Below are 23,670 nucleotides of genomic sequence, written 5' to 3'. Positions count from 1 at the left end.
GACATGGATCACCTGACCCCTGAAATCCTCACCGCCATCGAAAGCGACTGCGCCGGCGCCTGCATCTGGACACTCAACGCAAGCATCAAGCAAATCACCGCCGGCCTTCCGGCTGCCACTGGCGAGACCGCCCAGCACGCTCGCGCCTTGCTCGCCAAGCTGCAGCACCTTGCCGCGGACCAGGTCGCACCGGCAGCGCTTCCCCCGATCGACGGCGTGCCGCGCCGCGCCGCCGCCCCCGTCCTCGGCCTGGCCGCCTGACAACTTCAGATCTTCGACATGGCTACAGCAATCACCGCCTCCTACGCCGCCACCCAGCGCTCTGCGCCCGAGGCCCCTCGCCGCCGCGGCTTCCTCACCTACGTTTCGCGCCTGGTGAACGTCGTTCGCCTGGCCGGCAAGCCGCAGCACCGGCGCAGGGTGCGCCAATCGCGGCGCGTCCTTTCCACCCTGCGCCGGTTCAAAGGGCCGCACGCGGCGGCGCAAGCCTTTTCTTACCTCCGGCAGGTGGACCCGCTGGTATTCGAGGAGGTCGCGATGTCAGCCCTTGAAGACGCCGGCGCGCTGGTGCTTCGAAGCCGGCGCTACACCGGCGACGGCGGCGTCGACGGACGCTGCTGGTTTCCGTGGGCCGGCCTGAGGACCATTGCCGTGCAGGTCAAGCGCTTTGACGCAGCGGTGACGCCGAACGACGTGCGCGACTTCTGCGCCGTGGTCAAAGATCGAGGCTACGCCGGCGGGATCTTCGTTCACTGCGGCCGCTCCGGGCCAAAGACGTACGACGCACTCCGTGGTCGGCCCGTCCAGCTGGTCAGCGGCCAACGGCTGCTCGACTGCTTCGTCAGGTCGTTTGTGTAGTGCTGGAGGAAGGTCGGCCTGTCGCCGACCTCTTCTAGCTTCGGCTCCCGCCGATGCCGTGTTCGCGCCGCAGCTTCACCGCGTAGCTCTGTGCGACGTACCTCTCTGCCTCTTCGGCGAAAGCCTCGACGCACGCCCGAAGCTTCTCTTCGTCGGCTGTTGTCGGTATCAGCGTCATGGCCGGTTCGAGGACGTTCCGCCCCTCGCTCCAGTAGGAGCCAGTCAGCGTCCAGTTTTCACTGTCAGCCTGGAACTTGCCGAGGTAGGCATGCGCAGTCTTTTGGCCGACCGCCGTTTCGACCTCTTTCATGGCGATCGCCACGCCTGAAAGCATCTTCCAGCCGCGCGACTCGAGCTGAGCAGCTACCTGGCTTCGAACGTGGGCGAGTTGATCGACTTGCATGGGGCGGCGTCCTTCGTGGCCTGTACTTTCAATGTACGAGGAGACGCTTCGAATCCAAGTCTGTCTGCGAGGCGCCGCGGCCGATTCAACGCCAGAGCATTGCGGTCAAGACCGCCAGTCCCGAGCCCACGGACAGCCAGGACGCGGCATACATCGCATAAGGGGGCGGCTTGATGCTCTTGAGGGCTTTGGCCAGCAGAGGATCGTGAATCGGCGTGTCCCCGTGCCGCCACAGCCACACGGCACGATAGGCATGGACCAGCCCTGCAGTAAGGCAGCCCGCCGCGCAAAGCAGGCCGATGAATGGAAGCCACCCCACCAGGGCGGCCGCTGCTTCGATTTCAGGCATTCAGCGCCCTTCCTAAGCGTAGAGCGCCGCAGACGCTGTCATAACGAAGAGCGTGGCCAAGTAAAGCGTGTTGCACGCCTGCCGGCGCAGTCCGGCCGCCCACTCGACCGCGGAGATGGCCAGGTGCAGCATGGCCCCGGTAGCAGCCAGTGGCATCAATTCACGTCGCTCGAAGAATGCAGCCGACAAGAACGTCAGCAGGCAGAGGATCACGGCCGCAACCAGCAGGCCTCCGAACCACCAAGAGTGGTACCAGCGGGGCTTGTCCGGGTCACCGCTCTGATCGAAGGGCTGGACCAGGCGCCTCAGGTTGAAGGTCATGGATGCGAACTCCTCACGGTCTGACGTTTGCGTATGGGCAGCACTGTTGCCGCCCGAGCATTAGAAGACGGATGAAGCTTAGGCAGACTCAACCGAAAGGTTGAAGGCGGGTAGGAGCCCAGTCCACGCGCCCGGCCGCTGGGCCCGGCTTAGTCTCTGATCTCGAACAACGACTTGATTGCTTCGTGCCCGGCAGCTGTCAAGGACTCTCCCGTCTGATCGAGGAGCCCTAATTTGCGCAGCGCCGCGATGGTTCCTTGCCGGCCCCCATGCTCGCTGCGACCACGACAGAATGCGACTGGCTTGTATCCGCGGTAGACAAGGTCCAGGACAAAGATCATCGTTTCGCTGAGCACCGGGCGCCGCGCGAGGGCTTTCCCATCCTCGGTGAGCGCGATCGTCCATCGGTCCCCTTGCGCCCGGCCGTCGTCGCATCGATTGGGCACCCGGCGCACGAGCCCAGCAGCCTCGAGCTGCTCCAGCATTCGCCTGCCTGGCGAGCGCCTGGCCTGAAGACCCGTTGGAACCTGCGCAGCCGGCTCAGGCGCTCCAGCGAGTCGCTTGCACCACTCATGCATCGCGGGTGTCACCATCATCGGTCAGGCCTTGGAACTGCCACCGAGTACCACTTGAGCTCTGCGCCTCTTGTCGGCCGCCCCATTGAGCAGGACAAACGCAGCCTTCCTGCACCCGACGCTACGCGCCCCCGCCACATACGAGCGGGCGATCATGAGATCGACTCGGGCTCGAATCAGGGCATCGGCCGCGTTGCGTTCCTCTGCCCGGCGCCTCGCGTCCTGGGCCAGGGCGCTCAGCTCTGCGCCGAGCGAATAGGTCGGGTGGCGTTGCAAGCGTGTCTCCGAAGCTCGATGCATGTATCAGCCGGCGCGGCGCAGCGAGAAGCGTGTGACCGGGGCGCAAATCCAATAGTCAACGCCTACGATGCCATGCGTCTCGATCCAGCGTTCGGCGTCTTCTCTCGATTCGAGTGGGGGCGCGTCCTGCACCTCGATCTCGGCTGACCCTTCTTCTTCGCGCACGACGAAGTAGCCGATCTGCTCGCAATGCTGCTTGCCCGTTTCGATCTTGATTGGCGGATTGCCCTGCGTTGCGTTGCTGCCCATGCGTACTCTCCTATTCGTCTGAATCGATATGAAGAGTGTCGGCCCCAAACTGGACAGCTCAAGTCGCGACGAACTTGTCCTTCAGCGCGTCGAAGAGGCGAAGTACTGCGGCTTCCTCAAGTCGCACGGACGTGGTTTTCCTGCGTCGAGTCTTCCCTTCGTACTCTTCGATTTCGATGTCGAGGAAGCGCGAGCCATCCTTGGGCGTGCGCAAGCGCGTGCGGCTTTGGATGGAAGGCCCATTCAACTCCAGTGTGTCGACGGTGAAGTCGTGCCACTCGGGAGCTCCCAGCGTTGGTGTGCCAAAGACACGAGCTTCTTTGATGTGTTGGGTATGTTTCCAGCCTGACATCTTCTATCTCACTTCACGCTATACGCAGGTCAGTTCGCCGGCGGAACGAACGAGGGTGGCGCCGCGGCCGCGTCGATGTCGCCATCGAGCACCTTGAGGATCCACACGATGTGCCCGATGCGGACCCCTGCGTGTCCATGCAATCGCCTCACTGTCGCCAGCTGCACCAGTGCCAGGCTGCGCTTACCTCGGCGCTCAGCCTCTTCGAGCAGTTCATCCACATGAGCCTGTGAGGCCGGCTCGAATTTCCCACCGTCCTTCACCCACTCCGCTTGCCGATTCGTCCGCAAAGTTTTGGCGATGGATCGCGTCACTGCGATGCCACCGATCGCAAGCAGTACCAGAACCCCCAGAAGAACCGTCGTCACCGGATCGCCATTCATTTCTCGCTCCTCCCTTTACTCTTTGACTCTGACAACGCAAATGACACCGACCACGCTACGTTTGGGTGCCGTCGCCGTCGTCGTTTGGCTGAACCACTTGCCACTGTCCGTGGCCTTTCTCGACCTTCCTGCTATACGTGATCTTGCCGGCCCTCCGCAGAGCTTGTAGACGGCGATCGATCAGCCGCCACTGCTTCTCGGACTCCATGCTCTCAGGCCCGCCCAACTGCGCTGCGGCCGCGCGCAGCAGCCCCTTGCTGTAGATGGGATGCAACGAGCTCGTGCGAACGTGTTCCACGATGGCTTCGTCCAAGGATGTGAAGTCCTTCACCTGGTCACCTTGGCGTCGAAGATGTCGCGAGCGGTGCCGGCGAAGGCGTCGAACTCGTCCATCAGGCCACGGTCGTTCTTGAACGCTACCCAGAACCTGAAGACTTCCTCGTCGCTCAGCGACTGAGCGGCCTCCTCGTCTTCAAGGTCAAGGTGCTCGCCCGTCAATCGCGAAAGCGCCTTGATGCCAGCCCACACGTATCTGGGCACCTTCATCGCAGCATCGTGTGCAACGACCAGGCGCTTCTGTGCTTCGGCGCTTGGCTGCTCACCAAGGCCGGGCAGGACGGTCTTCACCGTTCTCACCAATGCCTCGGGCTCTTGCCCAGCCTCGCAACGGACCCACCCGAGGAGGCGCCTGAGGTGATTGACCTGTGATGGTGTCAGCTCGCAGGGTGCACCTTTGGCCGCTGGCGAAGGCACAGCACTCGGCAAAGGCGAGCCCGGCGGTTTGGCGGCCTGCTTGGCGCGAATGACCTCAATCTTGTCCCAGACGCGCGCGAGCTCGGTTTCGCCGCACACTGCCATCCTGACTTGCCGAGCGGCGCAGAGCAGCGCCAGAGTGGTTAGCACCCCGCCCACCTCTTGCTCGAACTGCCCGACCGGCCGGCCAAAGACGTAGTCCACGAGTTGCAGGACCTCTTTGCGTGGGATGCCGCTCGCCTGAGCCAGCTCCAGTGCCTCTTCGACGAAACGCTGCGCTCTCTCCTTCTGATCGTTGGCGATCAGCTCTCCGAAACATGCCACGGCCCATGTCGACGTCCTGTCTTGGAACTCCGCATCGGCCACCGCTGGCAGTCCTCCTGCAGCTGCTGGAGGGGGCAGCGGCCCTTCGAATCGATCGTCCTCGCGGCACCAGGACTGTCGCCCTCCGTTGGTGAAGCGGATGAAGGCCTCGCCGGCGCGCTTTTCACAGATCACCGGCGCCTTCCCGGTTTCGACGTACCAGTAGGCACCCGCTGCGAGCGTGTTGATGTTCGGCATGGTCTCCAGACCCTCAGTTTTCAGCGGTGGCGAGGATACCGTCGCTGCGCTCCGCAGTAGCGCCTCGCATCTCCGCCAGCACGCAAGCCATCCGCACGGACTGCAGGTGTTGGGGGTTGGCGAGCAGCCAGCCGCACAGCGCCACAGGGTCCGAGGCGAGCGCCTTCGCGCTGGCCAGGAACTCAGCTTCGCGCGAGGCGAATGGGAGCTTCTTCAGCGCGCGTGCCAAGTGGCGTGAGTTGACCGCGTTGACTCGGAAGTAACTCGCGAGCGGGGGCTTGCGCGTCGACCAGGAGTGCTCCGCTTGAAGATCCCACTTCCGAGACAGCACGAGCAGAACCTTCCTGAGCGCTTCCCGCGCGAGCGCCGGGAGTTCGGACACGATGAGAGCGACCTCCGGATCAGCCGCGATCGGATTGCGAACTTCAGGTCGGTTGCTGCGCGGGACGTTTGGCATGGTGTCGCCTCTCGCTTCCATCAGGCGTCGTAGGTCACCACCGACGGCAGGGCCTGCGGGTTCACCGACTGCACGAGCCCTGTCGCATAGTCGACGATCACTGGGTGCTTCTGAGGGTCGCAAGCCTGCACCGCATACCCCGCCCGGTTGGTGCCGGCGTTGGCCAGCGTGGAAAGTGCCACGTCGCGAGGAAGGGAGCCCGATGCCAGACCCATCACCGCCTCGAGGTCAGCGGCAAGCAGTTGTCGGTCAACACCGGATGGCACGTTCCGGACGCACAGGAAGTGCTGGAAGTGGCGGGCCTTCGCATCCGGCAGAAGATCGTTCATCGAGCGGTCGTAGGCCACCTGTCGGATGACGTACGCCACGTCGCCGGGCGTGCCGGTGGCCCCAGCTGCCATGTCGATGACCTTCTGCCCCGCGCTCGCGCAGGCAAGCCGGTTATCGAGCCAAACGTCTGCAGTCTGGGAATGCGGGCACGTGGAGCTCGCCGGCGAGGTCGGCCGGCCGATGTCAGGAGTGGGACCGCCGCCATCACCGCCGCCGCCACAGGCAGCCAGCAGGAATGAGATCGACAGGGCGAAGGTAGCGAGAAGAGATTTCATTGGTGGGTTCCTCCAGGTTTGAAACCCACCGGCTGATGAGACCACCGGAAGATTTCGTGGAGTCATTTCACCGCTGATGGCCGCGACTTCAAGTCCGCTTCATCGGGCCCATAGAACCATCCCGACAACGCTCTACGTGTACCAGCAAGCAAAGACCGTCTTCCTTCGAACCCAAGGCGCGCATAGGCCTGCTCAAAGCCCAGCTCGATCTGCAACAGCGCATCATCGACGGCCTGCCGGATGGCCTCCTCTACCGGTCCGCGGTGGAAGAAGCCCAGTTCTTGAAGCACGTCGAACTCATCGTCCAAGGTCGCGTCCCGGTGCCGTGCACCCATCTCGAAAGCCGCAGCCCAAAGCCGCATAGGCTCTCCCAGCAAGAGGCCGGCAGCGAAGAGGTTCCACGGTTCCTCTCCATCGCGCAACCGCTGCCCCTGGTCGAAAGCGAAGCCGGCGGTGAACTGCCTCATTGCGAAGCCATGCTCCTGGCTCATGTCTGCGACTGCCATGTCACACCAGGCTCCGGCAGCGCCACAGTGGTTGAACCACACCATTGGCGCCTTCTCTCGTGATCCACCGCGCACGAAGAAGCCCACAGCGCTCTATCCCTTCCGTACAGAGACAGCCGGGATCAGCAACGCCGCCATGGCCTTGTCGAACCACGTCGGCGTAGGACATGCCACATCGGTTGTGGCGGAGGTGCGGTAGCAAGCCAACCGGTCATGGGATCTCCCGATGGCTGCAAGCGTCGCGACCCAGAGCGTCAATACTGCAACAGCGCAAAGCATTGTTGCGAGGCGGACCGCGGGACCGACGCTCACCATTCCACTCTCCAACGGTTAGGCCAGCAGAGGCACCACGATTGCCAAGCAAATCGAGATGGCCACTACGACAGCAAGCTCCACCATGCGGCGACCTGGTGAGATCGAATCCGCCGGCACCAAACGACCGCTGACCTCGACGTATTGGACGTTCTTCCGTTTGCTCGTCATGCTTTCCTCTGTGAAGGGTTCGATGAACCCGCTCTCTTAGGGTGTCTTCCCGAACAGGTCCACCGCGGCAGTTGGCTGGTCGATCTGCTCGACATGACCAACACACCGACCCGCATCCGTCAGGACCGCGACATACTCGATGGTTTCATCCAACGGGCACGAACCCAGGACGCGTTGCTGGTATTGGATAAGCCCTGCAGCCAGCATTTGAGTGTCGAGCTCGTGCCCCACGTTCGTGTCGGTCCAAACTCCGCGCACGACGACTTTTTCGCTCGTCCGCTTGTCCTTGACCCATTCGCAGAGGTCCGGCGTCGCAAGGCGCCGACACCACTCCACCATCGGAGCAGATAGCTCCTGGTCGAATGTCGCGGCGATCGCATTCAAAGTGCCCGCAGTCACGCCGGAATCTCACACCATTCGACGGGCTCGATCCACTTGACGCTGCTGCCGGCCCAACGGCCCGCCATGAACGTCCACTCTCCCAGGGCGCATCCCGGTGGATGATTGACGACGGCCACCTGGTGATCGCTGTCTCGAACGAGGAAGCGGCGCCCGCACCGGGGTGCGCTGGCGATTGGCATCCATGCCGGTCTGCCCATCGCTTTCACAGCCGTTGCCCGAATAGCATCGCCAATATCGATGGAGCCGCCTGGCGCGTCCATGTAGAGGCAAAGATCCCATTCACGAGCGATCGTCTCCACGACTCTGTGAACCTCGTCAACGCCTTGCGCAAGTGCCCGCGCAACGGCCGCGCATTCCTCTTCTGTGACCCGCGCCCCGGCGTCGTCTCGTCCTGGCTGGACCAACGCCGACCAGCGGTTGACCCCTTGCTCGTTCAGGACGTACACCGTTGCTCCTTGCACCAGCGTCTGCCGGGTACGTGCTGCACCTGCAGTTTCGGAATCCATTCTTCTCTCCCTTGTCATGCCTTGTTGAACCACACGGCAGCGAGCTCTCGGAACCGTGGGATCGCCTTCAGGGCTTGGTCCCGCCCAGCAGCAACATTCTTGTGGTGGCCTCCGGCCTGACCCGATTCCCAATAGTCCGTGGCGAAACAAACCATCGCCTCCACATCCTTCCCTTCAGCACCCAGCTTCAAAGTCCGAATTGCCGCGCCGACGTGACAACCTGCGCCCGGTATCCGGCTATCCCCGAGCGCTGCGCACCAGCCGTGGCCGGTAGGTGCATTGGCCTCGTCAAATCCATCGAAGACCTCCATGATGGCCAGCGCGAGCACCAGTGGGTGCCCCGGGTAAACAGGCCATTCGCCTGTGTGCCGCTGGATTGCCTCGGCGCCGCTGAATGATTCGCGACCTCCAGTCACATCTGACCTCGCGCGTACTCGGCCATCGCCCAATACGCAGCACGCAACAGATCGGCATCGGCCATCGCGTTCAGTTCTTCTGTGGTTGAGCTGCATTCTTCGAAGCTCGCCGCGAACTCCACCACAAGGCTTCGATCTGCAGACGAAAGCTTGAGCGTTGCGAGGGAGCCGTTGCACACCACTTCTTCAATGCTCTCCCCGATGCTCCTGCCTTCTGACACAAGGGTCAACTCCTCTGCACTCGTTGCTCCAGCGGGATCACTCATGGCCATGGACTTATTCCTTTCAGCAAAGCACATCAGATGGTGCCTGTTGAAGGCTCGTACTCAACCCATCGGCACAGGCCAGCGCTTCTAGCGCTTTCGCGTAGCGCTTCTTGAGCCCATCCCGCTTTGCAGCGTCGAGCAGGCCGAGCCGTTCAGGCTGCAGGTTGTCCTCGATGTCCGCCTGCTTGATCAACCCAGCATCAGGCGATGCACTGACACGCAAGATGTATTGCGCGTAGGTCTCGTTGTGGCGACGAGTGAGGATGAGGACCAGGTCAACCGCGAGACGCGGTACGCCGGTGGCGAGTAGTTCGTCAACCGTCGCCTTGCCATCTTCGAGAGCATCGTGGAACAGCGACGCGATCTGCTGGTAGATGCTCCCACCACGCTCCTGAACAGCGCGGCAGACGCGCGACAAGTGGTCGATGTAGGGCCTGCCGGCCAGGTCCACGTGACCGGCGTGCAGCTGACTCGCGTAGGAAAACGCTTCAAGAATCTTCATTTCTCATGGCAGCCGTTCGAGCTGCGGCAAAGTGCGCGTGAGCACGTGTGTCCAGCACCGAAGCCAGCACGTCGGCATCGTTCGCTGCATCGACCGGGTCGCGCTCGATCGCCGTCAGCAATGCCGCTTTCACCCAGGTACTGCTTTCCGCGGATGCCAGCGCCTCTCCGACCGTGAGCGGCGTTTCGCTGCCACTCTCGACCTGTCGGCGCTTCGATTCACGCCGTTGGTCTTCTGCCTTTGCGACCTGCTCAGCGAACGCAAGCAGCGCCGGTGCCGCCGCCTCCAAGGCCTTCCGGTAGTGAAGCTGGCTGCGCGCTGAATGGGCCATCGAGAGACCTGCCAAGTAGCGCTCCGTCATATCGCCAATCTTGCCGAAGTCGCGGACGTCCTCCGTCGCAAACCGCTCCCCTTCTTTGGGGGTGAGCTGGTCCGTGGGCACGACGAGAAGCTCGTCGTTGCGAGCCTCGATGCACTTGCGCGCGTGGCGATCAGAGGCGGTCATGTCGACGGCCACGCTGGGCGTGCCTCGGCCCTGATGGTCGACGCCGAGCTCGATGTGCTGGAGCACATCGTCGTACTCGATGCGGTGGCCAGCAGCCGTCGTCTTGAGCTTCGCATTCCAGCGGGCCACGATGATCGGCTGGCCGTAGTGCTCCTGGCCATCTACTCGCGCCGTCGACACGAGTTCAACGATGGCGAGCGCTCCATCGTCGCGCCTTGGCGGTGCGCCGGCTCTCCACCCTTTCAATCCATTCGGCGGCAATGACATCCTCTTTTTCTCCCCGCGCTGAATGCGTCGGGAGGTTCCCGTCGCCACTCGCGCAATGTCCATCAGGAATTGTGAGGGTCGATCTGCCCTTCGCAACTGCAACATCTCACAGGACCGATACACCCCGAAGTGGGGGACAAGGCTGTGGAAAACAGTGCCGCGCGCCGCCTTGGGCCGCGCCAATCCTTGTGTTCGAACAGATTGCCTAAAAAAGTGGCCGCGCAGCAGGCAGTGACGCCTTCATCGCTCGCAACGCAGTCCTTTTTTGCTAGGCGAATCAAGTTTCCGACGAGACATTGCGAGGAATCGCAGCGCTCTCGCAATGAACACGTTCGTGATCACCGGCCCATCTGGAGTTGGCAAGTCGCAACTCCTCCTCGACATGCAGGTTGCGCGCTCGCCACACGATCTCTTCATCGTCGACCCACTCGGCATCGCGATCAGGCAATGGAGTCCATCTTTTGGTGGAGGCTGCGCCGGCATCGCACTCGACCACACCGGGTTTCTCCGCGAGCCAGGTGACCAGGTTCTCGCCGCCCGTCGGTGGGCTGAACAGCAGGGCAAGGCCTTGATCCTTGTTGGCGAGTCTCTGACGGAGTTGCGGTCGGTCGGGATCGAGATCTCCGACGACGCCCTGGAAATTCACCTGGAGAGGACGGGCGCCATGCATCGGCTCACGCTGGGCCGTGGGGAAGGCGCCTACCCGCTGGCCTCCCCTTACTGCACCCGAGAGGAGTTCATTGCGGCCGCACGCCGTGTGTTCCTCTTGTTCGATTGATTGGAAAGCGAATGACGGACCCTGATGCGCTGCTGTCACACCCACCGTTGGTGAAGTCCATCGACCTTTGGGACAACCCCTATGGGCTCTATCACGCCATCGTCGCAAGTCCGCCCGGGATCACGCGTCGACGCATCCATCAAGCGCTGCTCGCGCCAACTCGCGATCGGCGCGCACCTTCGACCGTGTTCACGTGTGGCCAAGCCGAATCGTCCGTGCTGCCCCGTGCTCGGGTCGTGAGTCCATGTGAGCTTGGAAGCCCGAGCGTCGATCCGATCCGAGGCATGTTCCCGCTGTGGACGAGTGACGAATTTGCACTCATCGAACTTGCGCAACATCTGACTGACGTCTTCCTGCCCGATGTCGAGCCAGCGTCGGAGACTCATTCGTTGGTGGTCCGGCTTGTCGAGCAACATCTGCTCCAGCTGGCCTGGCGACACGGCTTGCCGGACCTCTTCGACCTCCGAGCGCAGCTGCTGGCGTCGTCGGCCGGGCCAACACACGAACCACTCACGCGAGCCGATGGCGCGGCATCGCTGTGGACCGCACAGGCCGCAGTAGTTGCACGCGCTCTGGCGGAGGCGATTGGGCGTCTCCTGGAAATGAAGCTCCCTTGCTTCGCCCGAGAGGCGACACCCATGACGCATGATGGCGATCGCGTCTTTGATCTGGCCGCACTGCGGATGCAGCCGGACCTGTCCGCTCGCGCAATCTTCTCCAGTGCCCTCTTCCTCAAGGTCTCAGCGCTTCAAGCACGCCGACTTCCGTCCCATGGATCTGCGCTCCTGTTTGACGACGTGCCAGACCTCTTGAACCTCTTGCCCTCGCACGCTTTGATCAATCACCTCCGAACGACCCGGCGCTTTGGTGTGTCGTTCATCTTCAGCTACTCGTCCCTTCTGCAGATCGCTGCAGGGAGGAGCACAGCCGCGGCTCTGCTCAATACCGAATGGTCGATCCTGTTCGACCAGCGACGGGCTGAAATCGACTGGTATCGCCGGCAGGGCCGTCTTCCCGACGGCGGCAAGCTACTGGCAATCGGTGACCACGTTGGGGTGTATCGCGCTTCAGGCGGTGTCCCTTCCCTCCTGAACCTGACGTCACAGCACTCGGCTCCCTCTGTGCGTCTGCCAGCCTCTTCACTCGTGCACTGACAGCATCCATGAAGCAGATTCTCAACACACTCAAGCAGCGCCTGCGCACACTGGGCAGCAGCCAGGCACACCCGTCCGAAGCGAATACGCGCCAGGCACCCGCGGACAAGTCGGGTTCCTCGGGCAGTACCAAGCGGAGCGAGCTCGACCCAGCCACGGCATCGTCAGTCACGAAACCAAGCGAAAAGGCCGCGCTAGACCAGGCCCAGCAGCCGCCGCCGACCCAGAGCCGAACCAAGAAGGCCGTTCTCTCCAAGCCGCGCCAGAACCCTCTGCATGCACCTAGCGCCGGCGGCTTGTGGGGCGCCTCCGCTGCCACGTCATCCGCGCCCGCACCTGACCCATTGGGGCTCGCTCAGGCGCCGGCCGACACCCATGCAGGCGCTGCGCTCACCGGGTCCATTCTCGAACCCAACGGCGGTGGCACTTCAAGCGCCGCTCCAGCACACCCACGGTCTTCGCCAACGCGCCCTGGTCTGTTCGGGGCCGAGGCTCCAGCGGCGTCGCGCTACTCGTTCTTTGCCGGTGCAGGTGCTGGCGAGCAGTCGGGTGCCGCCACCGAAGGCTCGATGTTCGAGCCCACCTCTTCGCTGTTTGGCACGTCGGCTCGTTCTGATTCCTCGGACAGAGGGCCCTTCTGACCCTCCGTTGCAAGCGACTGCGCGATCGAACGCTTTGCCCTGGCGCGCAGTCGGGGAGGAAATCTCAGACCGTGCTCGCCGGGATATTGGCGGGGCACGAACTCTTCGAGCTCGACGCCGGCCAGCGCCGTGACCGCGCTCCTCACTTCGTCGCCCACCACTGCGTCCTCGAAGTCACCATCGACGACGAGGAAGAACCGCGACGTGCGGATCCTGGAGATGAAGTGTTCCCCCTCGGCGAGGCGCCTGGCAATCGCAGCGACCATCACAGGGTCGGGCGTGTAGATCTCCGCTTCCATCAATAGCCTTTCAGATCGACGTTGAGCATCGACGCCTTGCTCTTGTCATCGCCGGACAACGCTGCCTCGACGAAGCGCTTGGCGTTCATGCGTGCCCTCTGTTGAAGGCGCACCGGCACCGCGTCGGCCGACCAATTCGTACGTGAGTTCCAGGACACCACTGGCATCCGCGTGCGGCGGGTGACATTGGCCAGTTCACGTCGATCTTGATCGGCGATCGGCACGTATCGCGAGCAATAGCCTTCTGTGTTGAGCGATCCGTCTTCGAAGGCGACGGCGTAGCTGAAATTCCCCCAACGGTCTCGACTCGCGTGCAGCACGTGGGCCGGCGCAAAACACTCGGGGCCCGGCGCACGCTGACGCTCGGCTAACGACAGTTTGGTACGGGCAATGAAGACCGCCTGGGGCATCGCCAACACGCGGAGGGGCTCGGCTCGGCAAACGTCGACCACATCAAGCGGATCGACGTGCTCACGGTAGCCTCCTGGCGACATCACCAGCAGCTTGCCATCGCAGTTCACTGCAATGAAGAACCAGAAGGGAAGATGGTCCTGGGCAAGGCCGCTGCAAGAGCTTTTGATGTGGCTTGCCTCACGGATGATGCGTGCGTTGGCTACCTGAAGTTTGTCGAGAGGCCGGAGCCCAAGGGTGTGCCCTAGATTCATGCACACATGCTACGAAGTGCATGGGTGTAATCAACGCTCAGTCTGCAGTCATTTGACTCGTCCGGTGTCTGCGAGGAGCACCTCGAGTTTTTCGGAAATCGGAGCTTCGCGCCCTTCCGACTTGTCGTCGTACTCCCGCGCGCCTGAGCGCAGGCACTTTGCCACGTCCGCCGCCGTTGCGCCTACTGGCATGCGATGCACTCGGCATTGAAAAGCAGCCTTCAAGACGACGACGCGATCTTCGACCGTCAATGCGAACAGCGACGGCCAGACAACTGCCATACGCTGTTGAGCCTCCAGCGATGCTTCTTCGCCAAGACGCTTGCCAAAGCTGACGAAACCCACCCCTACGAGCAACGTGAGCGAGACCACGAGAAGCACCTGCGGAAGCTTTCGACCTGTCATTGGCTTGTCACTCAGTTCTTAACTCGGAGCCCGGGCCTCGCGCAGTCCTGCACGCATGCGCGCCCAATGACTACCCAGACTTGAAGAGCACAAGAGAACTGCGCAGACCACTCCAAACCACGGTAGACCACCGACCACGAAAAGAGTCCAGTCATGAATTGCGGTACCTCGCTGCGGGAGCGATCGGTCGAGCCACTCCCAGGCAACTCCGCCAAGGACAGGCCACGACACAACAACCGCAGCACATGTACTGACAATCGCAACCAAAAACATCGCACCCAGACTGCCAGTGCTGCAACAGCACTCGTCAGGCAATGCACTGAATGCAAACATCGTCGCCACACCAGTGCACAAAAAGGCGAAGAACCACACCCACTCAAGGATTCGTGTGCCCTGAGCCTCGGCATTCGCCTCTGGTCCAAGAGCCTCTGCAAAGTGGCCTCCCACTTGTGCGAGAACAACGTTTGTCGCCAGCAGCAGCAACAGCGAGCTTGCAATGTGTTTGAACTTCATCAATGGGCTTCTCCTTCTTCGCGCCGCAGGCTCTCCATCAATCGACGAGTGTGTCAACGCATGCGTCCCATTGGGTCGGGGAGACGACGCCCTGCGCGAAAGCGATACGCATCGCAACCGTCGGCCTCCTGCGCTTCATCAGCGTCGCTGCGGCGCCGGCGCACATTGCCTCGTGCCCCGACGGTTGGTAGTGGCCATCGTCGTCCCATTCGCCCCCGTGTTTCGAATGCACCGACTTGTGACACTGAAATGTTGAGCGATCGTCGCTCAACAAGCCTTCGATGATTCCTTGCAAGCGACCAGGTGCAAGTTCGATCCCGCCGACCTTCAGAAACGGACAGTTCTCGCAAGGCTTCTTCAACCGCAAGTGGTGCGCGAAGGGATTCCGACTCATGGCCAATGGCTCGTGATCAGACCGTGAGCTGCAGGCCGGCCGGCCTGGCGGCCCAGCGAGCGGCGCGGTGTTGCTCGAACTCGGGGTCGATCTGACGCACCAGCTGATCGGTGACCGCTTGCACCGTTGAGTCGATGCCAGCGATATCCAGTGCCGCGGCCAGCCCTGCGCCGTACTTTTCGACCATGACGGCCGCCAATTCGGGGGTCTCAGCCCCGCGCTTCACGTCGTTGCGTCGTGAGGCCGCATACCCCTCGATGTCGGCACGCGCTTGACGATCGATGGCCTCCAGCAAGTGCGGCCAGATCGTGCCTTCCGGCAGTTCCTTCAGAATCTTCATGATCGTTGCCTTTTCCGATCTAGTTGAGCACGCCAGACTGTTGCACCGCGAGCGCAGCAACAGCTCCAGTGCAGACCCAGCACAGCGTGCGCTCGAGGCGCCACCGGAGTGGCACGGAGGCACCCTCTGCACGGGCTCGTGCGAGCCTCACTGAAAGGGCTGTCGATGTAGCCGAGGCAATCAAAACCACCACCCATAGCCAAATGCCGTTCATAGCGTCCCTTCCACGCTCAGTGAATGGTCAGTCGGCCTGCTTGGCCCACGTCGAATAGGCACCAGGTCCGACTTCTTCTGATTCATCAGCTGCTGACCTGTCGCAGCGACTGATTCAGTTTACGTGTGGCGATGCGTCGTCAATGGCCCCACCCACTTGAATCAGATGACTGATCCGCGGCATCGCTCTCACCCATTCGCTTCCAGCCCGGGCCATCGCGTCCGCAATGGTGTAGTCCGTTCGGCGAAGCCAATCTGCACGGTTCAATACCAACGCCACCGATACCTTTTCCCGGGTTGTCATCTCCGCCCAAGCGCACTCCCCCTCGCGGTGAGCCTTCACGGCCAACCTGAATAGGTGACGTGGGCTGTCTGTATGGCTTAGGTCATCGCGTTCCCAAGCCTGCTGGGTGAGCATGTCCATTCCGGCCGATTCGGGCTAGATCTTCTTCTGCAGGAACTCGCGATCAGCAGGCAGTCCCTTTCCCATCGCTCGGTTCAATGCGCTCTGTTCTACCGACGCCCACTCGTGCACCCGGCCGATCGGAAACACACCTGCCTCCCGGACCTCCGCTTGAAGCAGCCGGTAGGCCTCCTTGGACAGTGGGTCGTAATGGGCGAGCAGCCGGTCCAGGTGCTCCGTGTTTGTTCTCGCTGCCTTGCTGAATCGCCACACGAGAAGTCCCGCGATGATTGCAAATGCGGCGCATAGCAGCGCTGGTGCTGGCAGTGCCGCTGGGACGGCCGTCAAGAGGGAAACAAGCCTCGCCAACACGATAGGGGTGATGAAGCCAACGAATGCCCCTAGTCCGGCCAGTGCGGTTCGCGGAGAGGCAGCACCAGTGACTCTTGCGTGCTCGGCTCGAAGTATTCGCGCGAGATCTCGCTGCCGCAGCCGCAAGGGAGCACCGTCCCCGGAAGACGTGGTGGAGGAAACAAGCCTGAGCGTCATCGTTGTTCCTTTCGGTGACTTGCCATCATGCAATCAGTGCAGAGCGGCGGCGCTCCCCAATAGGTGGGAAGTCCACGCCTGATAGGAGCCACTTCAATCCGCGTGCCCCTCAAATCTGAACCGTCCAGCCATCACGTACTCCGCCATCAGCTCACAGGACAGCCAAAGGCGCCCTAGCATCTCGCAAGCTTTCGCAGTCGTCATGGTTCCCCCGAAGGGGTCGACCACCAGGTCGCCTGGCCGGGACAGATAGCGAACTAGGAACATGGCGAGCGCCAAGGGGAAGGTGGCGCCGTGCACTGGCAGACCAGCCGAGCGCGCCAGCTTGCGCATGCGGAGCTGGTCCGCGCAAGAGTGGCCCATGTGCAGGACATTCTTTGGAATGCGGCCGGCTGTTGGCGTCCCATAGGCACCCACCTTGACCCTGTAGGCACCATCTGAATTCACGCGCGCTCGGTGCTCACCACCAGATGCGATGAGCCGTCTGTGCGTCTCGGTGTGTGGCTCAAGTACACGGCGGTTGTCAGCGAACGACTTCAGCGGGTCGTTGCAGAAGATCAGCACAGGCTCGTATCCCGTGTTGAGCTGCATCCGCTGGAGGGAGGCCCACTGGCACGGCCCCGGGGCCTTCGAGTTGTTGGCCCAAATCACGGTGTCCATCAACGACATCGAGAACCTTCTCGACATTTCGATGGTGAAGCGTTCGCGATACAGAGAGCGTGATGGTTGGCCCTTCTCGAACAAATCGTTGCTGAGCACCAGAGCGATCGAGCCGCCCGGCAAGAGCCTTTTCACGATGGGTTCGAGGGCCCGACACATCCAGTCGACCCACTCCGTCTCAGCCGGATTTCCGTACGCGCGCGGCTTACGCAGCGGGTATGGCGGTGAGGTGAGACAAACAGCGATGTTCTCGGTCAACGATCCAAACACATCCTGGCAAGAACCCCATAGAGCAACACCGAGGTCGGAAGAGAAGCCGAGCATGACGACGCCCGGAGGTGCTTTAGTCAAATCCTTCTTGTCTCGATCCGCCAGTCTCCATGACCCTCTCTTCTCCGGCACGCGTTCGATCACGTTCAGTCGGCGAAGCTCCTGCTGATACCACCGCACCCGCCGCTTGACCAGGCTAAACATCACCCCCGCCTGCCCCACCGGCACCTTCTTTGCGAGATCTCCCTCGCTGACACAACCCGTCTCGATGAGGTCTCGGTAGAGCTGCTCGTTGGTGCGCGGCGCGCCATCCATATAGGACGCCACGACACCATCGAAAAGATTCATCTGGTGCATCAGACCGCTCTCAGAGAGAAACCGGCAGCTGCCGGAGCAATGTGGTCGTAACAGACCAGTAGTTGTTTTCGAGTCTGGGAGCCCGGGCACGAATCCAAGACTCGGCTTCCGGCCTTCGCAGCTCTTCTTCGAGCTCGTCCAGCGTTGCCTCACCCGCGGCCACGATGCTGATCCCGTGATCGATTGCAAGAACGCCGGCAGGAATCCGAACCGGCCGCAACGTGGACGCGATCCGCGGCACGAGCAACGTCGGCTGAGACAAATCCACCCGTGCGAACGTCTCGGGGGGCAGCCAGCGCTTCTCAGTGCGCTGTTTGCTCTTGGGCATCCGATGGAGATGGGCGTCGAGGTGGGCCATCACGGCTGAGCAAGGCTCCTCTCCCGGAATCGTTCTGATGGCGAACTTTGAGGGTGGGCTGTAAACGCCTCCCTTGATGTTGTCCGTGTCCACCACAGGGACCAGCACCTCGGGCGGCAGCGTCGCCGCAACATCCGGCCCCACCACGAAGATGCCGTGCGGCCCGAGCCAGGGTCCTAGCCGCACCTTGGCCACCTCCCCGAGCGTCCGCAGCCCTTCGACCGAGCCTGTGTCAGCGTCCGGGTACACGGGAAGGCGACTGAGCTGCTTCACGCAGTCTTTGGTGTCACGAAGGCAGACTGCCACCGGATGAATTCTGGGCGGCTGGCCTGCTTTTCGATTCTTGGGCCTGTAGAAGGACGAGGAACAGTCCAGTCGGCGCAGGTGCGCAATGCCGAAGCGTTCACCGATCACCTGCCGAAGCTCGGCGGCCGACGAGCTGAACATCCAGCGGTCCGAGCCGACAAAGGCGAGTTCGCCGCCATGTTTCAGCGTCGCAGCGCACTTGGCGATGAAGCCGTGCAGCAGGTCTGCCAGCGAGTAGCTGGGCAATGTACGTTCGTACACCGAGCGCAAGACATCCGGGACGTGGGCCATGCGCCAAAACGGTGGATTCCCTATCGAACAATCCCATTGAGGGCCGTCGGGGCAGTCTTTGACGAAGTCGCCATGAATCACGACGTCGTGAGCTACTGCCCGGGCAGCCGAACGGCTTCGCCCGTGGTCGACCAGGATCTGCTCCAGCCGGCCGCGCGCCTCATAGGCCGTGGCCTGATGAATTTCGTAGCCCCGCATGAGCACGGAGATCTCGTTGTCCCGCACCTCGGGGCGCGCGGCCAGGAGCTTGCGAAGAGCTGCTGCGAGGAAGGCCCCATCTCCTGCGGACGACTCGACCAGCCGCTTGCCGCCATTGGGCCAATCCACCATTGAGAGCAGTTCATCGACGACAGGGTCAACGGTGAAGAACGCGGTGGCGATGTGAAGCGTCTCGATCGCTTCTTCCAATTCGTCGCGCGCAAAGAGTTCCATGGATTCGCAGTTCATCTCGCCTCGCTCAGCTTGTGTTTGCCACGTTACGGCTGGCCCGAGCGAGTTCAACGGGCGCCTGGCTGCTGCCCTTCTTCCTGCAAGACCTCGACCGTCACCCGCACCCGCTTTCCCTCGTGAGAGACCTCCTGCAAGGCCGCCAGGTAGAGAAACTCCTGCACGTCTCGATGGGGCCCTGGCCAGTCGTAGTCGCTGAAGTCCACACGCCGATTGAAGATGTGGCCAGAGCCCTTCGGGCAGCACACGCAGACGTGCTCTTGCGGCTCGCTGCGCAGGAAACGCACGGTTCCGATGATCGAGGAAGAAGCAAGCACCCGGCCCTTCGCTGCGCATTGAGACGCGACTCCTAGCCGCAGCTCCACAGGAACACCAAGCTTGACCGCCCACGCGCGCAGTTCGTCCGCGGTTGGCATGGCTCGTTTGCCCCGCGACGCGTCGAACAGCTCTTGCTCGACCTCGGCGCGTCTGTTGAGTGAGCGAGCCCATTGCGGAGCAAACTGCCGCCACAAGGCTGCGTCCCGTGCGTCATCACCTGCATCCGCCTGTTTTTCCATGTGCCCTTCCTTTGTTGCTTGCTTCAGAGCCACACTTCTACGATCTTGGGGTCGTCCTGCTCCTGACGCTCCAGCCTCGACAGGCCGATGGGCAACTGCTGGCGGAGCCATTCGAGCGTCTTCGCTTGGCGTACGTGGTCAGTCGGATGCAGGTCTAGCCACTTCCTCGCGACGAACCGTCCCGGCAAATCTTCGGGTGAGTCGTACACGACCCACATCTCGACACCACGAGCCCCTGTCGGAGCAATGCCCACTTCATTTGCATTCGACTGCAATCGGTTCTCCAAACAAAACAATCACTCGGCACATTCTTCGCGCCTGTACGAGCTCGCGGTAGCAGAAATCCGGCTAGGAACGCGTCGGCGTCGCGGCGATCAGCACAAAGGTGGAGTTGCTAAGGCACGTCAGTGAACGCAGGACACCATGCCTTGCTCGACCAGCCTCGCTTCTTCAGCCGCCTTGCTCAGCAGTCCTGCCCAGGTCGTCGACAAGGCGGTAGCCGTTCAGACAGGCGTCGTATTGAAGCGGGGCCTCCAGGGTGCGGCGCATGTACTGGATGTCGCGTTTCAGCGTTGCCGGCGAGACGCCCACCAGGTCGCGCAGCTTGTCGAACGCCAGGCACCCGTTTCGCCGAAGTGCCCGCTCGATGAGGTAGCACCGAGCGGCCTGAGACGTGAGCAGCACCGTGGAGACGGGGAAGACAGTTTCAACGGGTCTCATGTGCACCTCACGCCGCGTGGCGGACCTTGCCGCCAGGTACTACGCCACTGCGCTTGAGTTTCCACACGCCACGGTCGGTGGGCTCGAACCAGTCATGAGACTGGTTGAGAATTTGTCGGACCTTCGCCTGCCAGTGCCTGTTGCTCGCACATCGGTCGTCCGCGGCTGCGCGCACGGCTTCGTAGATGTCGACCAGTGAGGCGTGGCCGCCAAGCTGTACAAGGCACATGTGCACGATGGCCCGCCACGTGTCCCGCAGCCGCCCGCCTGCTTGCACGGCCAGGCATTTCAGCAGCTCGAAGGTTTGGCGCTGACGCTTCTGCCAGATGAGCACGTATTCGTGAGCGATCCTTGGCAGCCGCATCGCAGCGTAGGCCTTGCGTGAGCTCTGCACGTTGTGCTGGCACTTGATGAGCACGGCGACCAGTTCATCCGACGGCATGCGCGCGATGGCTTCGGCCTGGTAGGAGACGTAGCGTCCGTCGTATCGGCGGTCCCCGATGATCGTTCCGTAGTGGCCGCCCGCGAGCGTCGCCTCGCGCTGATTGAGAAGCACCATCTGCAGCTTCTCGTGGAATGCTTCTTCGCTTTCGCACCAGCTCAGGTCATCGGGGTGCGGCTCGGTCCCCCAGCACGACCCGCTGTAACGGATCATCGCGCCATAGGGGGGGTGGCTCAGTGTGAGGTCCACGTGGTGGCCGATCGCCGCGAGAATTGAGTCAGACACGGCATTGAAGCCAAGACGAAGGTCCAGCCCATGAGCTGAAATGCCCATCTCTTCTGCGACCTCGACCGACGTACCGCTACCCATCATCGGGTCACAGAACGATCTTGGCTTGAGCGCTTGGAAGAGCTCGCGGTAGACATGGCCGGAGCAGTTGCCGCGGTAGGAGCTGTTTCCCCACGGGCCGCGGTCTGGAAAACTGAGAATCGAACTATCCATGTGGCTTGCTTCCTTTAAAGCTCAGTTTCCGAGCCACCCGACGTTTCTCAAGCCTCGGCGAAGAATGGAAGACGAGGCTGGTCGCCCGCTGCGGGCCGCATGCGAGCTGCTGCTACCTCCATCCAGTCGCTCATCGCACCCGCACGATGCTTGACAGTGTTGGAGTAGCCTCCCTCGAACGCCTTGCGCCTGGCTGTGACGTCGAAAGCCATCGAATCCGCTGAAGCCACCCACGGAAGTTGTTTGAGGTGTGACAGAACCGTTCCTTTCACCCCAAACAAGTGAAGCCGAGACTTCGAAGGAAGTTGGCCCTCAAGCCCCGCGAGCACGTTCAGAAGACCATGCTTCGGGTGACGCACAGCTCGCCGGCACACAGAGCCAACCCCTATCAGAGCCGGTGAGGCAAGCCACGGTTGCCACCTTTCCCACACACGTTGGGTCAGCTCTGCGCTGAGCTTGTAGTCATCGATTTCCCAACCTTGGAGCACAGGAACTGGCGGCGGAAACATGTTCGCGATCGTTCGCGCATTGCATGTCTTGCTCAGTTCTTCATGCCAGGCGTATAGCTGCCTCAAACAGGCCTCCAGCAATGTCGCAGTTGCGCGCACGCGGTAGTTGACCTCTTCCCTGTTGCTTGCGATCTCGGGCTCGCAGCACATGTCAGGAGCGGCGTACCAACTCGGCGCCAGTTCGGCGGCTAGCCGGAGATAAGAGGGGAGCCCCCAGGGATATACCCCTGCGATTCCCGGCTGCCGGCCGCTGCGGCCCCAGGCCTTCATTGCAACGAAGCCCGCGCTATCAAGCGCAAAGTCAGTCATCTCCAAGTCCGTCGCCTGCGGAATCTTGAACTGCCCCTTGTCCTTGTCCCAGAACGCATTCGCGCTCACCATCACCGGGTAGTCATGGTCAAAGGCGTGGAAGGCGAGCTTGCCGCTCCGATGCGGCACACCCACCCGCATGCGAAAAGTGTCGGGAAGCTCGTATGGTGCGTTGTTGAGGCCTATCGGAAGGCCAAGAACTTCTTTGAATGGGGCCAACATTGCGTCTCTCCTGGTGTGACCAGGCTACCGACGAGCCCCTGGCTTTCAACGCCTGTCCCACCATCCTCAGACGGCCTGAACAGCCTCTTCGTGCTGATGCTGAAGCGCCTGCAGGTCCGAATCGATCACCCCATCGAACGCGACAGCCGGATGGGTGTTGGCCATCGGCACATGCATCACCAGGTACTCGCGGAGCGGCACTGGGGCACTTCCTTCGTCGTCCTCGTCATCCACGTCGCATAGGGTGACTTTCGAGTCATAGAAATTCGACCCCCGCACTGTGACGTCCGGCCCCTTCCGAGGTGGGAAAGCGTCGACCAGCTCTTGCAGCTTCTTTCGCATCGCCTCCACCTCCTGGAAGTCTTCGTACTCAATGGTCACTGAGCAGCATTGACCCGGGCAGATGGTCGTCTCGGAGATTCCTTCGATGCGACTCAGCGCCTCGTGGGCAAAGTTGCAGAGTTCTTCCCCGAGGTAAGAACCGGCATAGCTATGGCCTTGCGCAAACAGACGAACATTCCTGTACTCCCAGCCGTCCCCGAAGTCATCGGGCAGGTTCAACGTCGCAGAGAGACCGCTCACCGAGACACGGCGTTCAGCTTCATTCATCACAAATCCTCCGGTCTGATCCAGCGACACGCCGGATGCTTCAAAGCGAAGCTTCAGGCAGTGATCTGTGCTTGCAAGGGTGCCTACCGCCCAGAAGCCAGTACCAGGCGCGATTACCGGAAGCCGTCGCCACGCATCACGTTGGCCCAACGCATGAAGGGACCACGTGGCGCCGGCGCCGGCGTCCAGCTGCCCTCCAGGCCGCTGCGTTCCGCCACCACAAGGTCTCTGACGAGCAGCCGGCGGTAGCCACGGCGGATGGCCGCCTGAGACAGCGCACGCATCACCTGGCGGATGGCGCCGTCTTGACCGTCAAGGGACACCAGGCAGCGCAACTCCACGGTCAAGCCATCGTCGAGAGGCTTGTGGCAAGGCCTTGCGCAAATCGCAACGGCCTGGATCACACCGCGCGCGTCTTCAACGGCCATGGAGAGCTTGTCCCCTTTGAGCTCGCCAGGCTGCCAGCCGAGTTTCAGCGCTGCCAGACAGGCTTCGGCCGTCGGAAGCTCCTTCGGTGCAGTGACACGAGCCTTGCTTCCGCAGACCGCTTTCCGGACATCCGAGTGCAACGGCGGGCCGCAACGGTGCCGCGTGTGCTGCGCGGGGGACCGAGTGAAGGGAGCCGTAGCTGTGCGCTCCTCCGGCTGCGCGGCTTGCTTGGGAGCGCCCCTGCCAGCGGAGAGCTCAGCCGGTTTCTGCTTCATGATGAGTGTGTTCACAGAAGATCTTTCGTTGTTCG

Annotated in this window: 37 protein-coding genes; 4 read left to right on the top strand and 33 right to left on the bottom strand. The window is 62.2% G+C overall.

The features are described from left to right. Positions 1-3: 3 nt before the first annotated feature. Both RXV79_RS27130 and RXV79_RS27125 read left to right on the top strand, forming a co-directional pair. Positions 4-261: a hypothetical protein gene (locus tag RXV79_RS27130; protein ID WP_316704252.1), complete on the top strand. Its 258-nt coding sequence runs from the start codon at positions 4-6 to the stop codon at positions 259-261. An 18-nt stretch (positions 262-279) separates the two neighbouring features. After that, the gene (locus RXV79_RS27125) at positions 280-858 is read left to right on the top strand and encodes a restriction endonuclease (protein ID WP_316704251.1); all 579 of its coding nucleotides are present in this window, start codon (positions 280-282) and stop codon (positions 856-858) included. 34 nt (positions 859-892) lie between these two features. Here the strand turns inward: RXV79_RS27125 and RXV79_RS27120 are convergent, their stop codons facing one another. From RXV79_RS27120 to RXV79_RS27035, 18 genes are all read right to left on the bottom strand, one after another. Further along, complete coding sequence (locus RXV79_RS27120; RefSeq protein ID WP_316704249.1) at positions 893-1,261, bottom strand: hypothetical protein; 369 nt, start codon at positions 1,259-1,261, stop codon at positions 893-895. Between the two features lie 85 nt (positions 1,262-1,346). Beyond that, on the bottom strand, positions 1,347-1,610 hold the full coding sequence (locus RXV79_RS27115; RefSeq protein WP_316704248.1) for a hypothetical protein: 264 nt from the start codon (positions 1,608-1,610) through the stop codon (positions 1,347-1,349). A gap of 12 nt (positions 1,611-1,622) precedes the next feature. Continuing rightward, positions 1,623-1,931, bottom strand: a complete 309-nt coding sequence (locus RXV79_RS27110; protein WP_316704247.1) for a hypothetical protein — start codon at positions 1,929-1,931, stop codon at positions 1,623-1,625. 149 nt (positions 1,932-2,080) lie between these two features. Further along, positions 2,081-2,416 (bottom strand): hypothetical protein, encoded by a 336-nt coding sequence (locus tag RXV79_RS27105; protein WP_316704246.1) that lies wholly within the window; start codon positions 2,414-2,416, stop codon positions 2,081-2,083. 393 nt (positions 2,417-2,809) lie between these two features. After that, on the bottom strand, positions 2,810-3,055 hold the full coding sequence (locus RXV79_RS27100) for a hypothetical protein (protein ID WP_316704245.1): 246 nt from the start codon (positions 3,053-3,055) through the stop codon (positions 2,810-2,812). 58 nt (positions 3,056-3,113) lie between these two features. Then, a complete protein-coding gene (locus tag RXV79_RS27095) occupies positions 3,114-3,407 on the bottom strand; it encodes a hypothetical protein (protein ID WP_316704243.1) in 294 nt (97 codons plus the stop codon). Positions 3,408-3,436: 29 nt separating this feature from the next. Beyond that, complete coding sequence (locus RXV79_RS27090; RefSeq protein ID WP_316704241.1) at positions 3,437-3,790, bottom strand: hypothetical protein; 354 nt, start codon at positions 3,788-3,790, stop codon at positions 3,437-3,439. A gap of 55 nt (positions 3,791-3,845) precedes the next feature. Then, positions 3,846-4,103, bottom strand: a complete 258-nt coding sequence (locus RXV79_RS27085) for a hypothetical protein (RefSeq protein ID WP_316704533.1) — start codon at positions 4,101-4,103, stop codon at positions 3,846-3,848. 14 nt (positions 4,104-4,117) lie between these two features. Continuing rightward, positions 4,118-5,104, bottom strand: a complete 987-nt coding sequence (locus RXV79_RS27080) for a hypothetical protein (RefSeq protein WP_316704532.1) — start codon at positions 5,102-5,104, stop codon at positions 4,118-4,120. A 13-nt stretch (positions 5,105-5,117) separates the two neighbouring features. Continuing rightward, positions 5,118-5,561 (bottom strand): hypothetical protein, encoded by a 444-nt coding sequence (locus RXV79_RS27075; protein ID WP_316704530.1) that lies wholly within the window; start codon positions 5,559-5,561, stop codon positions 5,118-5,120. Positions 5,562-5,581: 20 nt separating this feature from the next. Further along, complete coding sequence (locus tag RXV79_RS27070; protein WP_316704528.1) at positions 5,582-6,166, bottom strand: hypothetical protein; 585 nt, start codon at positions 6,164-6,166, stop codon at positions 5,582-5,584. A gap of 62 nt (positions 6,167-6,228) precedes the next feature. Beyond that, positions 6,229-6,672, bottom strand: coding sequence for a hypothetical protein (locus tag RXV79_RS27065; RefSeq protein ID WP_316704526.1), 444 nt, complete (start codon positions 6,670-6,672; stop codon positions 6,229-6,231). Positions 6,673-7,191: 519 nt separating this feature from the next. Further along, complete coding sequence (locus tag RXV79_RS27060) at positions 7,192-7,554, bottom strand: hypothetical protein (RefSeq protein ID WP_316704524.1); 363 nt, start codon at positions 7,552-7,554, stop codon at positions 7,192-7,194. Next, entirely contained in the window at positions 7,551-8,063 is a 513-nt protein-coding gene (locus RXV79_RS27055) for a hypothetical protein (RefSeq protein WP_316704522.1), read from the bottom strand. The genes RXV79_RS27060 and RXV79_RS27055 overlap by 4 nt, the downstream gene beginning before the upstream one ends. Before the next feature lie 14 nt (positions 8,064-8,077). Continuing rightward, the gene (locus RXV79_RS27050) at positions 8,078-8,392 is read right to left on the bottom strand and encodes a hypothetical protein (RefSeq protein WP_316704521.1); all 315 of its coding nucleotides are present in this window, start codon (positions 8,390-8,392) and stop codon (positions 8,078-8,080) included. An 83-nt stretch (positions 8,393-8,475) separates the two neighbouring features. Continuing rightward, entirely contained in the window at positions 8,476-8,751 is a 276-nt protein-coding gene (locus RXV79_RS27045) for a hypothetical protein (protein WP_316704519.1), read from the bottom strand. Between the two features lie 13 nt (positions 8,752-8,764). Continuing rightward, positions 8,765-9,247, bottom strand: a complete 483-nt coding sequence (locus tag RXV79_RS27040) for an HD domain-containing protein (protein WP_316704517.1) — start codon at positions 9,245-9,247, stop codon at positions 8,765-8,767. After that, entirely contained in the window at positions 9,234-10,082 is an 849-nt protein-coding gene (locus RXV79_RS27035; protein ID WP_316704542.1) for a hypothetical protein, read from the bottom strand. The genes RXV79_RS27040 and RXV79_RS27035 overlap by 14 nt, the downstream gene beginning before the upstream one ends. A 259-nt stretch (positions 10,083-10,341) precedes the next feature. Between RXV79_RS27035 and RXV79_RS27030 the strand changes: the two genes are divergently transcribed. Together RXV79_RS27030 and RXV79_RS27025 are read left to right on the top strand one after the other, a co-directional pair. Next, positions 10,342-10,797 (top strand): hypothetical protein, encoded by a 456-nt coding sequence (locus RXV79_RS27030; protein ID WP_316704515.1) that lies wholly within the window; start codon positions 10,342-10,344, stop codon positions 10,795-10,797. Positions 10,798-10,847: 50 nt separating this feature from the next. Next, on the top strand, positions 10,848-11,951 hold the full coding sequence (locus RXV79_RS27025) for a hypothetical protein (RefSeq protein WP_316704513.1): 1,104 nt from the start codon (positions 10,848-10,850) through the stop codon (positions 11,949-11,951). 508 nt (positions 11,952-12,459) lie between these two features. Here the strand turns inward: RXV79_RS27025 and RXV79_RS27020 are convergent. From RXV79_RS27020 to RXV79_RS26950, 15 genes are all read right to left on the bottom strand, one after another. Further along, positions 12,460-12,891: a hypothetical protein gene (locus RXV79_RS27020; RefSeq protein ID WP_316704511.1), complete on the bottom strand. Its 432-nt coding sequence runs from the start codon at positions 12,889-12,891 to the stop codon at positions 12,460-12,462. Further along, positions 12,891-13,556, bottom strand: coding sequence for a hypothetical protein (locus RXV79_RS27015; RefSeq protein ID WP_316704510.1), 666 nt, complete (start codon positions 13,554-13,556; stop codon positions 12,891-12,893). The genes RXV79_RS27020 and RXV79_RS27015 overlap by 1 nt, the downstream gene beginning before the upstream one ends. A 48-nt stretch (positions 13,557-13,604) precedes the next feature. Next, positions 13,605-13,961 carry a hypothetical protein gene (locus RXV79_RS27010; RefSeq protein WP_316704508.1) on the bottom strand — a complete coding sequence of 119 codons (357 nt, stop codon included), beginning with the start codon at positions 13,959-13,961 and terminating at the stop codon, positions 13,605-13,607. Positions 13,962-14,511: 550 nt separating this feature from the next. After that, on the bottom strand, positions 14,512-14,868 hold the full coding sequence (locus RXV79_RS27005; protein ID WP_316704505.1) for a hypothetical protein: 357 nt from the start codon (positions 14,866-14,868) through the stop codon (positions 14,512-14,514). A gap of 16 nt (positions 14,869-14,884) precedes the next feature. Beyond that, positions 14,885-15,208: a hypothetical protein gene (locus tag RXV79_RS27000; protein WP_316704503.1), complete on the bottom strand. Its 324-nt coding sequence runs from the start codon at positions 15,206-15,208 to the stop codon at positions 14,885-14,887. 652 nt (positions 15,209-15,860) lie between these two features. After that, a complete protein-coding gene (locus RXV79_RS26995; protein WP_316704502.1) occupies positions 15,861-16,373 on the bottom strand; it encodes a hypothetical protein in 513 nt (170 codons plus the stop codon). Positions 16,374-16,466: 93 nt separating this feature from the next. Next, positions 16,467-17,660 carry a DNA methyltransferase gene (locus RXV79_RS26990; protein ID WP_316704501.1) on the bottom strand — a complete coding sequence of 398 codons (1,194 nt, stop codon included), beginning with the start codon at positions 17,658-17,660 and terminating at the stop codon, positions 16,467-16,469. A 10-nt stretch (positions 17,661-17,670) separates the two neighbouring features. Continuing rightward, positions 17,671-19,047, bottom strand: coding sequence for an Eco57I restriction-modification methylase domain-containing protein (locus tag RXV79_RS26985; RefSeq protein ID WP_316704500.1), 1,377 nt, complete (start codon positions 19,045-19,047; stop codon positions 17,671-17,673). Between the two features lie 65 nt (positions 19,048-19,112). Next, positions 19,113-19,619, bottom strand: a complete 507-nt coding sequence (locus RXV79_RS26980; RefSeq protein WP_316704498.1) for a hypothetical protein — start codon at positions 19,617-19,619, stop codon at positions 19,113-19,115. A gap of 23 nt (positions 19,620-19,642) precedes the next feature. Then, the gene (locus tag RXV79_RS26975; RefSeq protein ID WP_316704497.1) at positions 19,643-19,894 is read right to left on the bottom strand and encodes a hypothetical protein; all 252 of its coding nucleotides are present in this window, start codon (positions 19,892-19,894) and stop codon (positions 19,643-19,645) included. A 175-nt stretch (positions 19,895-20,069) separates the two neighbouring features. Further along, the gene (locus RXV79_RS26970) at positions 20,070-20,339 is read right to left on the bottom strand and encodes a hypothetical protein (RefSeq protein ID WP_316704496.1); all 270 of its coding nucleotides are present in this window, start codon (positions 20,337-20,339) and stop codon (positions 20,070-20,072) included. A 7-nt stretch (positions 20,340-20,346) separates the two neighbouring features. After that, positions 20,347-21,282 (bottom strand): hypothetical protein, encoded by a 936-nt coding sequence (locus RXV79_RS26965; protein ID WP_316704495.1) that lies wholly within the window; start codon positions 21,280-21,282, stop codon positions 20,347-20,349. 47 nt (positions 21,283-21,329) lie between these two features. After that, positions 21,330-22,322, bottom strand: coding sequence for a deazapurine DNA modification protein DpdA family protein (locus tag RXV79_RS26960; RefSeq protein ID WP_316704493.1), 993 nt, complete (start codon positions 22,320-22,322; stop codon positions 21,330-21,332). A gap of 66 nt (positions 22,323-22,388) precedes the next feature. Beyond that, positions 22,389-22,931, bottom strand: a complete 543-nt coding sequence (locus RXV79_RS26955; RefSeq protein WP_316704491.1) for a hypothetical protein — start codon at positions 22,929-22,931, stop codon at positions 22,389-22,391. A gap of 113 nt (positions 22,932-23,044) precedes the next feature. Further along, positions 23,045-23,635 carry a hypothetical protein gene (locus RXV79_RS26950; protein ID WP_316704490.1) on the bottom strand — a complete coding sequence of 197 codons (591 nt, stop codon included), beginning with the start codon at positions 23,633-23,635 and terminating at the stop codon, positions 23,045-23,047. Positions 23,636-23,670 lie beyond the last annotated feature (35 nt).

It is taken from the genome of Piscinibacter gummiphilus, assembly GCF_032681285.1.
GTDB classification, from domain to species: Bacteria; Pseudomonadota; Gammaproteobacteria; order Burkholderiales; family Burkholderiaceae_C; genus Rhizobacter; species Rhizobacter gummiphilus_A.
This window is presented reverse-complemented; position numbering and strand designations above follow the sequence as displayed.

Coding starts and splice junctions, on each gene's coding strand:
- RXV79_RS27130 (WP_316704252.1), top strand. CDS start 4: ATGGATCACCTGACCCCTGAAATCCTCACCGCCATCGAAAGCGACTGC.
- RXV79_RS27125 (WP_316704251.1), top strand. CDS start 280: ATGGCTACAGCAATCACCGCCTCCTACGCCGCCACCCAGCGCTCTGCG.
- RXV79_RS27120 (WP_316704249.1), bottom strand. CDS start 1,261: ATGCAAGTCGATCAACTCGCCCACGTTCGAAGCCAGGTAGCTGCTCAG.
- RXV79_RS27115 (WP_316704248.1), bottom strand. CDS start 1,610: ATGCCTGAAATCGAAGCAGCGGCCGCCCTGGTGGGGTGGCTTCCATTC.
- RXV79_RS27110 (WP_316704247.1), bottom strand. CDS start 1,931: ATGACCTTCAACCTGAGGCGCCTGGTCCAGCCCTTCGATCAGAGCGGT.
- RXV79_RS27105 (WP_316704246.1), bottom strand. CDS start 2,416: ATGCTGGAGCAGCTCGAGGCTGCTGGGCTCGTGCGCCGGGTGCCCAAT.
- RXV79_RS27100 (WP_316704245.1), bottom strand. CDS start 3,055: ATGGGCAGCAACGCAACGCAGGGCAATCCGCCAATCAAGATCGAAACG.
- RXV79_RS27095 (WP_316704243.1), bottom strand. CDS start 3,407: ATGTCAGGCTGGAAACATACCCAACACATCAAAGAAGCTCGTGTCTTT.
- RXV79_RS27090 (WP_316704241.1), bottom strand. CDS start 3,790: ATGAATGGCGATCCGGTGACGACGGTTCTTCTGGGGGTTCTGGTACTG.
- RXV79_RS27080 (WP_316704532.1), bottom strand. CDS start 5,104: ATGCCGAACATCAACACGCTCGCAGCGGGTGCCTACTGGTACGTCGAA.
- RXV79_RS27075 (WP_316704530.1), bottom strand. CDS start 5,561: ATGCCAAACGTCCCGCGCAGCAACCGACCTGAAGTTCGCAATCCGATC.
- RXV79_RS27070 (WP_316704528.1), bottom strand. CDS start 6,166: ATGAAATCTCTTCTCGCTACCTTCGCCCTGTCGATCTCATTCCTGCTG.
- RXV79_RS27065 (WP_316704526.1), bottom strand. CDS start 6,672: ATGGCAGTCGCAGACATGAGCCAGGAGCATGGCTTCGCAATGAGGCAG.
- RXV79_RS27055 (WP_316704522.1), bottom strand. CDS start 8,063: ATGGATTCCGAAACTGCAGGTGCAGCACGTACCCGGCAGACGCTGGTG.
- RXV79_RS27045 (WP_316704519.1), bottom strand. CDS start 8,751: ATGGCCATGAGTGATCCCGCTGGAGCAACGAGTGCAGAGGAGTTGACC.
- RXV79_RS27040 (WP_316704517.1), bottom strand. CDS start 9,247: ATGAAGATTCTTGAAGCGTTTTCCTACGCGAGTCAGCTGCACGCCGGT.
- RXV79_RS27035 (WP_316704542.1), bottom strand. CDS start 10,082: ATGGACATTGCGCGAGTGGCGACGGGAACCTCCCGACGCATTCAGCGC.
- RXV79_RS27030 (WP_316704515.1), top strand. CDS start 10,342: ATGAACACGTTCGTGATCACCGGCCCATCTGGAGTTGGCAAGTCGCAA.
- RXV79_RS27020 (WP_316704511.1), bottom strand. CDS start 12,891: ATGGAAGCGGAGATCTACACGCCCGACCCTGTGATGGTCGCTGCGATT.
- RXV79_RS27015 (WP_316704510.1), bottom strand. CDS start 13,556: ATGAATCTAGGGCACACCCTTGGGCTCCGGCCTCTCGACAAACTTCAG.
- RXV79_RS27010 (WP_316704508.1), bottom strand. CDS start 13,961: ATGACAGGTCGAAAGCTTCCGCAGGTGCTTCTCGTGGTCTCGCTCACG.
- RXV79_RS27005 (WP_316704505.1), bottom strand. CDS start 14,868: ATGAGTCGGAATCCCTTCGCGCACCACTTGCGGTTGAAGAAGCCTTGC.
- RXV79_RS27000 (WP_316704503.1), bottom strand. CDS start 15,208: ATGAAGATTCTGAAGGAACTGCCGGAAGGCACGATCTGGCCGCACTTG.
- RXV79_RS26995 (WP_316704502.1), bottom strand. CDS start 16,373: ATGACGCTCAGGCTTGTTTCCTCCACCACGTCTTCCGGGGACGGTGCT.
- RXV79_RS26990 (WP_316704501.1), bottom strand. CDS start 17,660: ATGCACCAGATGAATCTTTTCGATGGTGTCGTGGCGTCCTATATGGAT.
- RXV79_RS26985 (WP_316704500.1), bottom strand. CDS start 19,047: ATGGAACTCTTTGCGCGCGACGAATTGGAAGAAGCGATCGAGACGCTT.
- RXV79_RS26980 (WP_316704498.1), bottom strand. CDS start 19,619: ATGGAAAAACAGGCGGATGCAGGTGATGACGCACGGGACGCAGCCTTG.
- RXV79_RS26970 (WP_316704496.1), bottom strand. CDS start 20,339: ATGAGACCCGTTGAAACTGTCTTCCCCGTCTCCACGGTGCTGCTCACG.
- RXV79_RS26965 (WP_316704495.1), bottom strand. CDS start 21,282: ATGGATAGTTCGATTCTCAGTTTTCCAGACCGCGGCCCGTGGGGAAAC.
- RXV79_RS26960 (WP_316704493.1), bottom strand. CDS start 22,322: ATGTTGGCCCCATTCAAAGAAGTTCTTGGCCTTCCGATAGGCCTCAAC.
- RXV79_RS26955 (WP_316704491.1), bottom strand. CDS start 22,931: ATGAATGAAGCTGAACGCCGTGTCTCGGTGAGCGGTCTCTCTGCGACG.
- RXV79_RS26950 (WP_316704490.1), bottom strand. CDS start 23,635: ATGAAGCAGAAACCGGCTGAGCTCTCCGCTGGCAGGGGCGCTCCCAAG.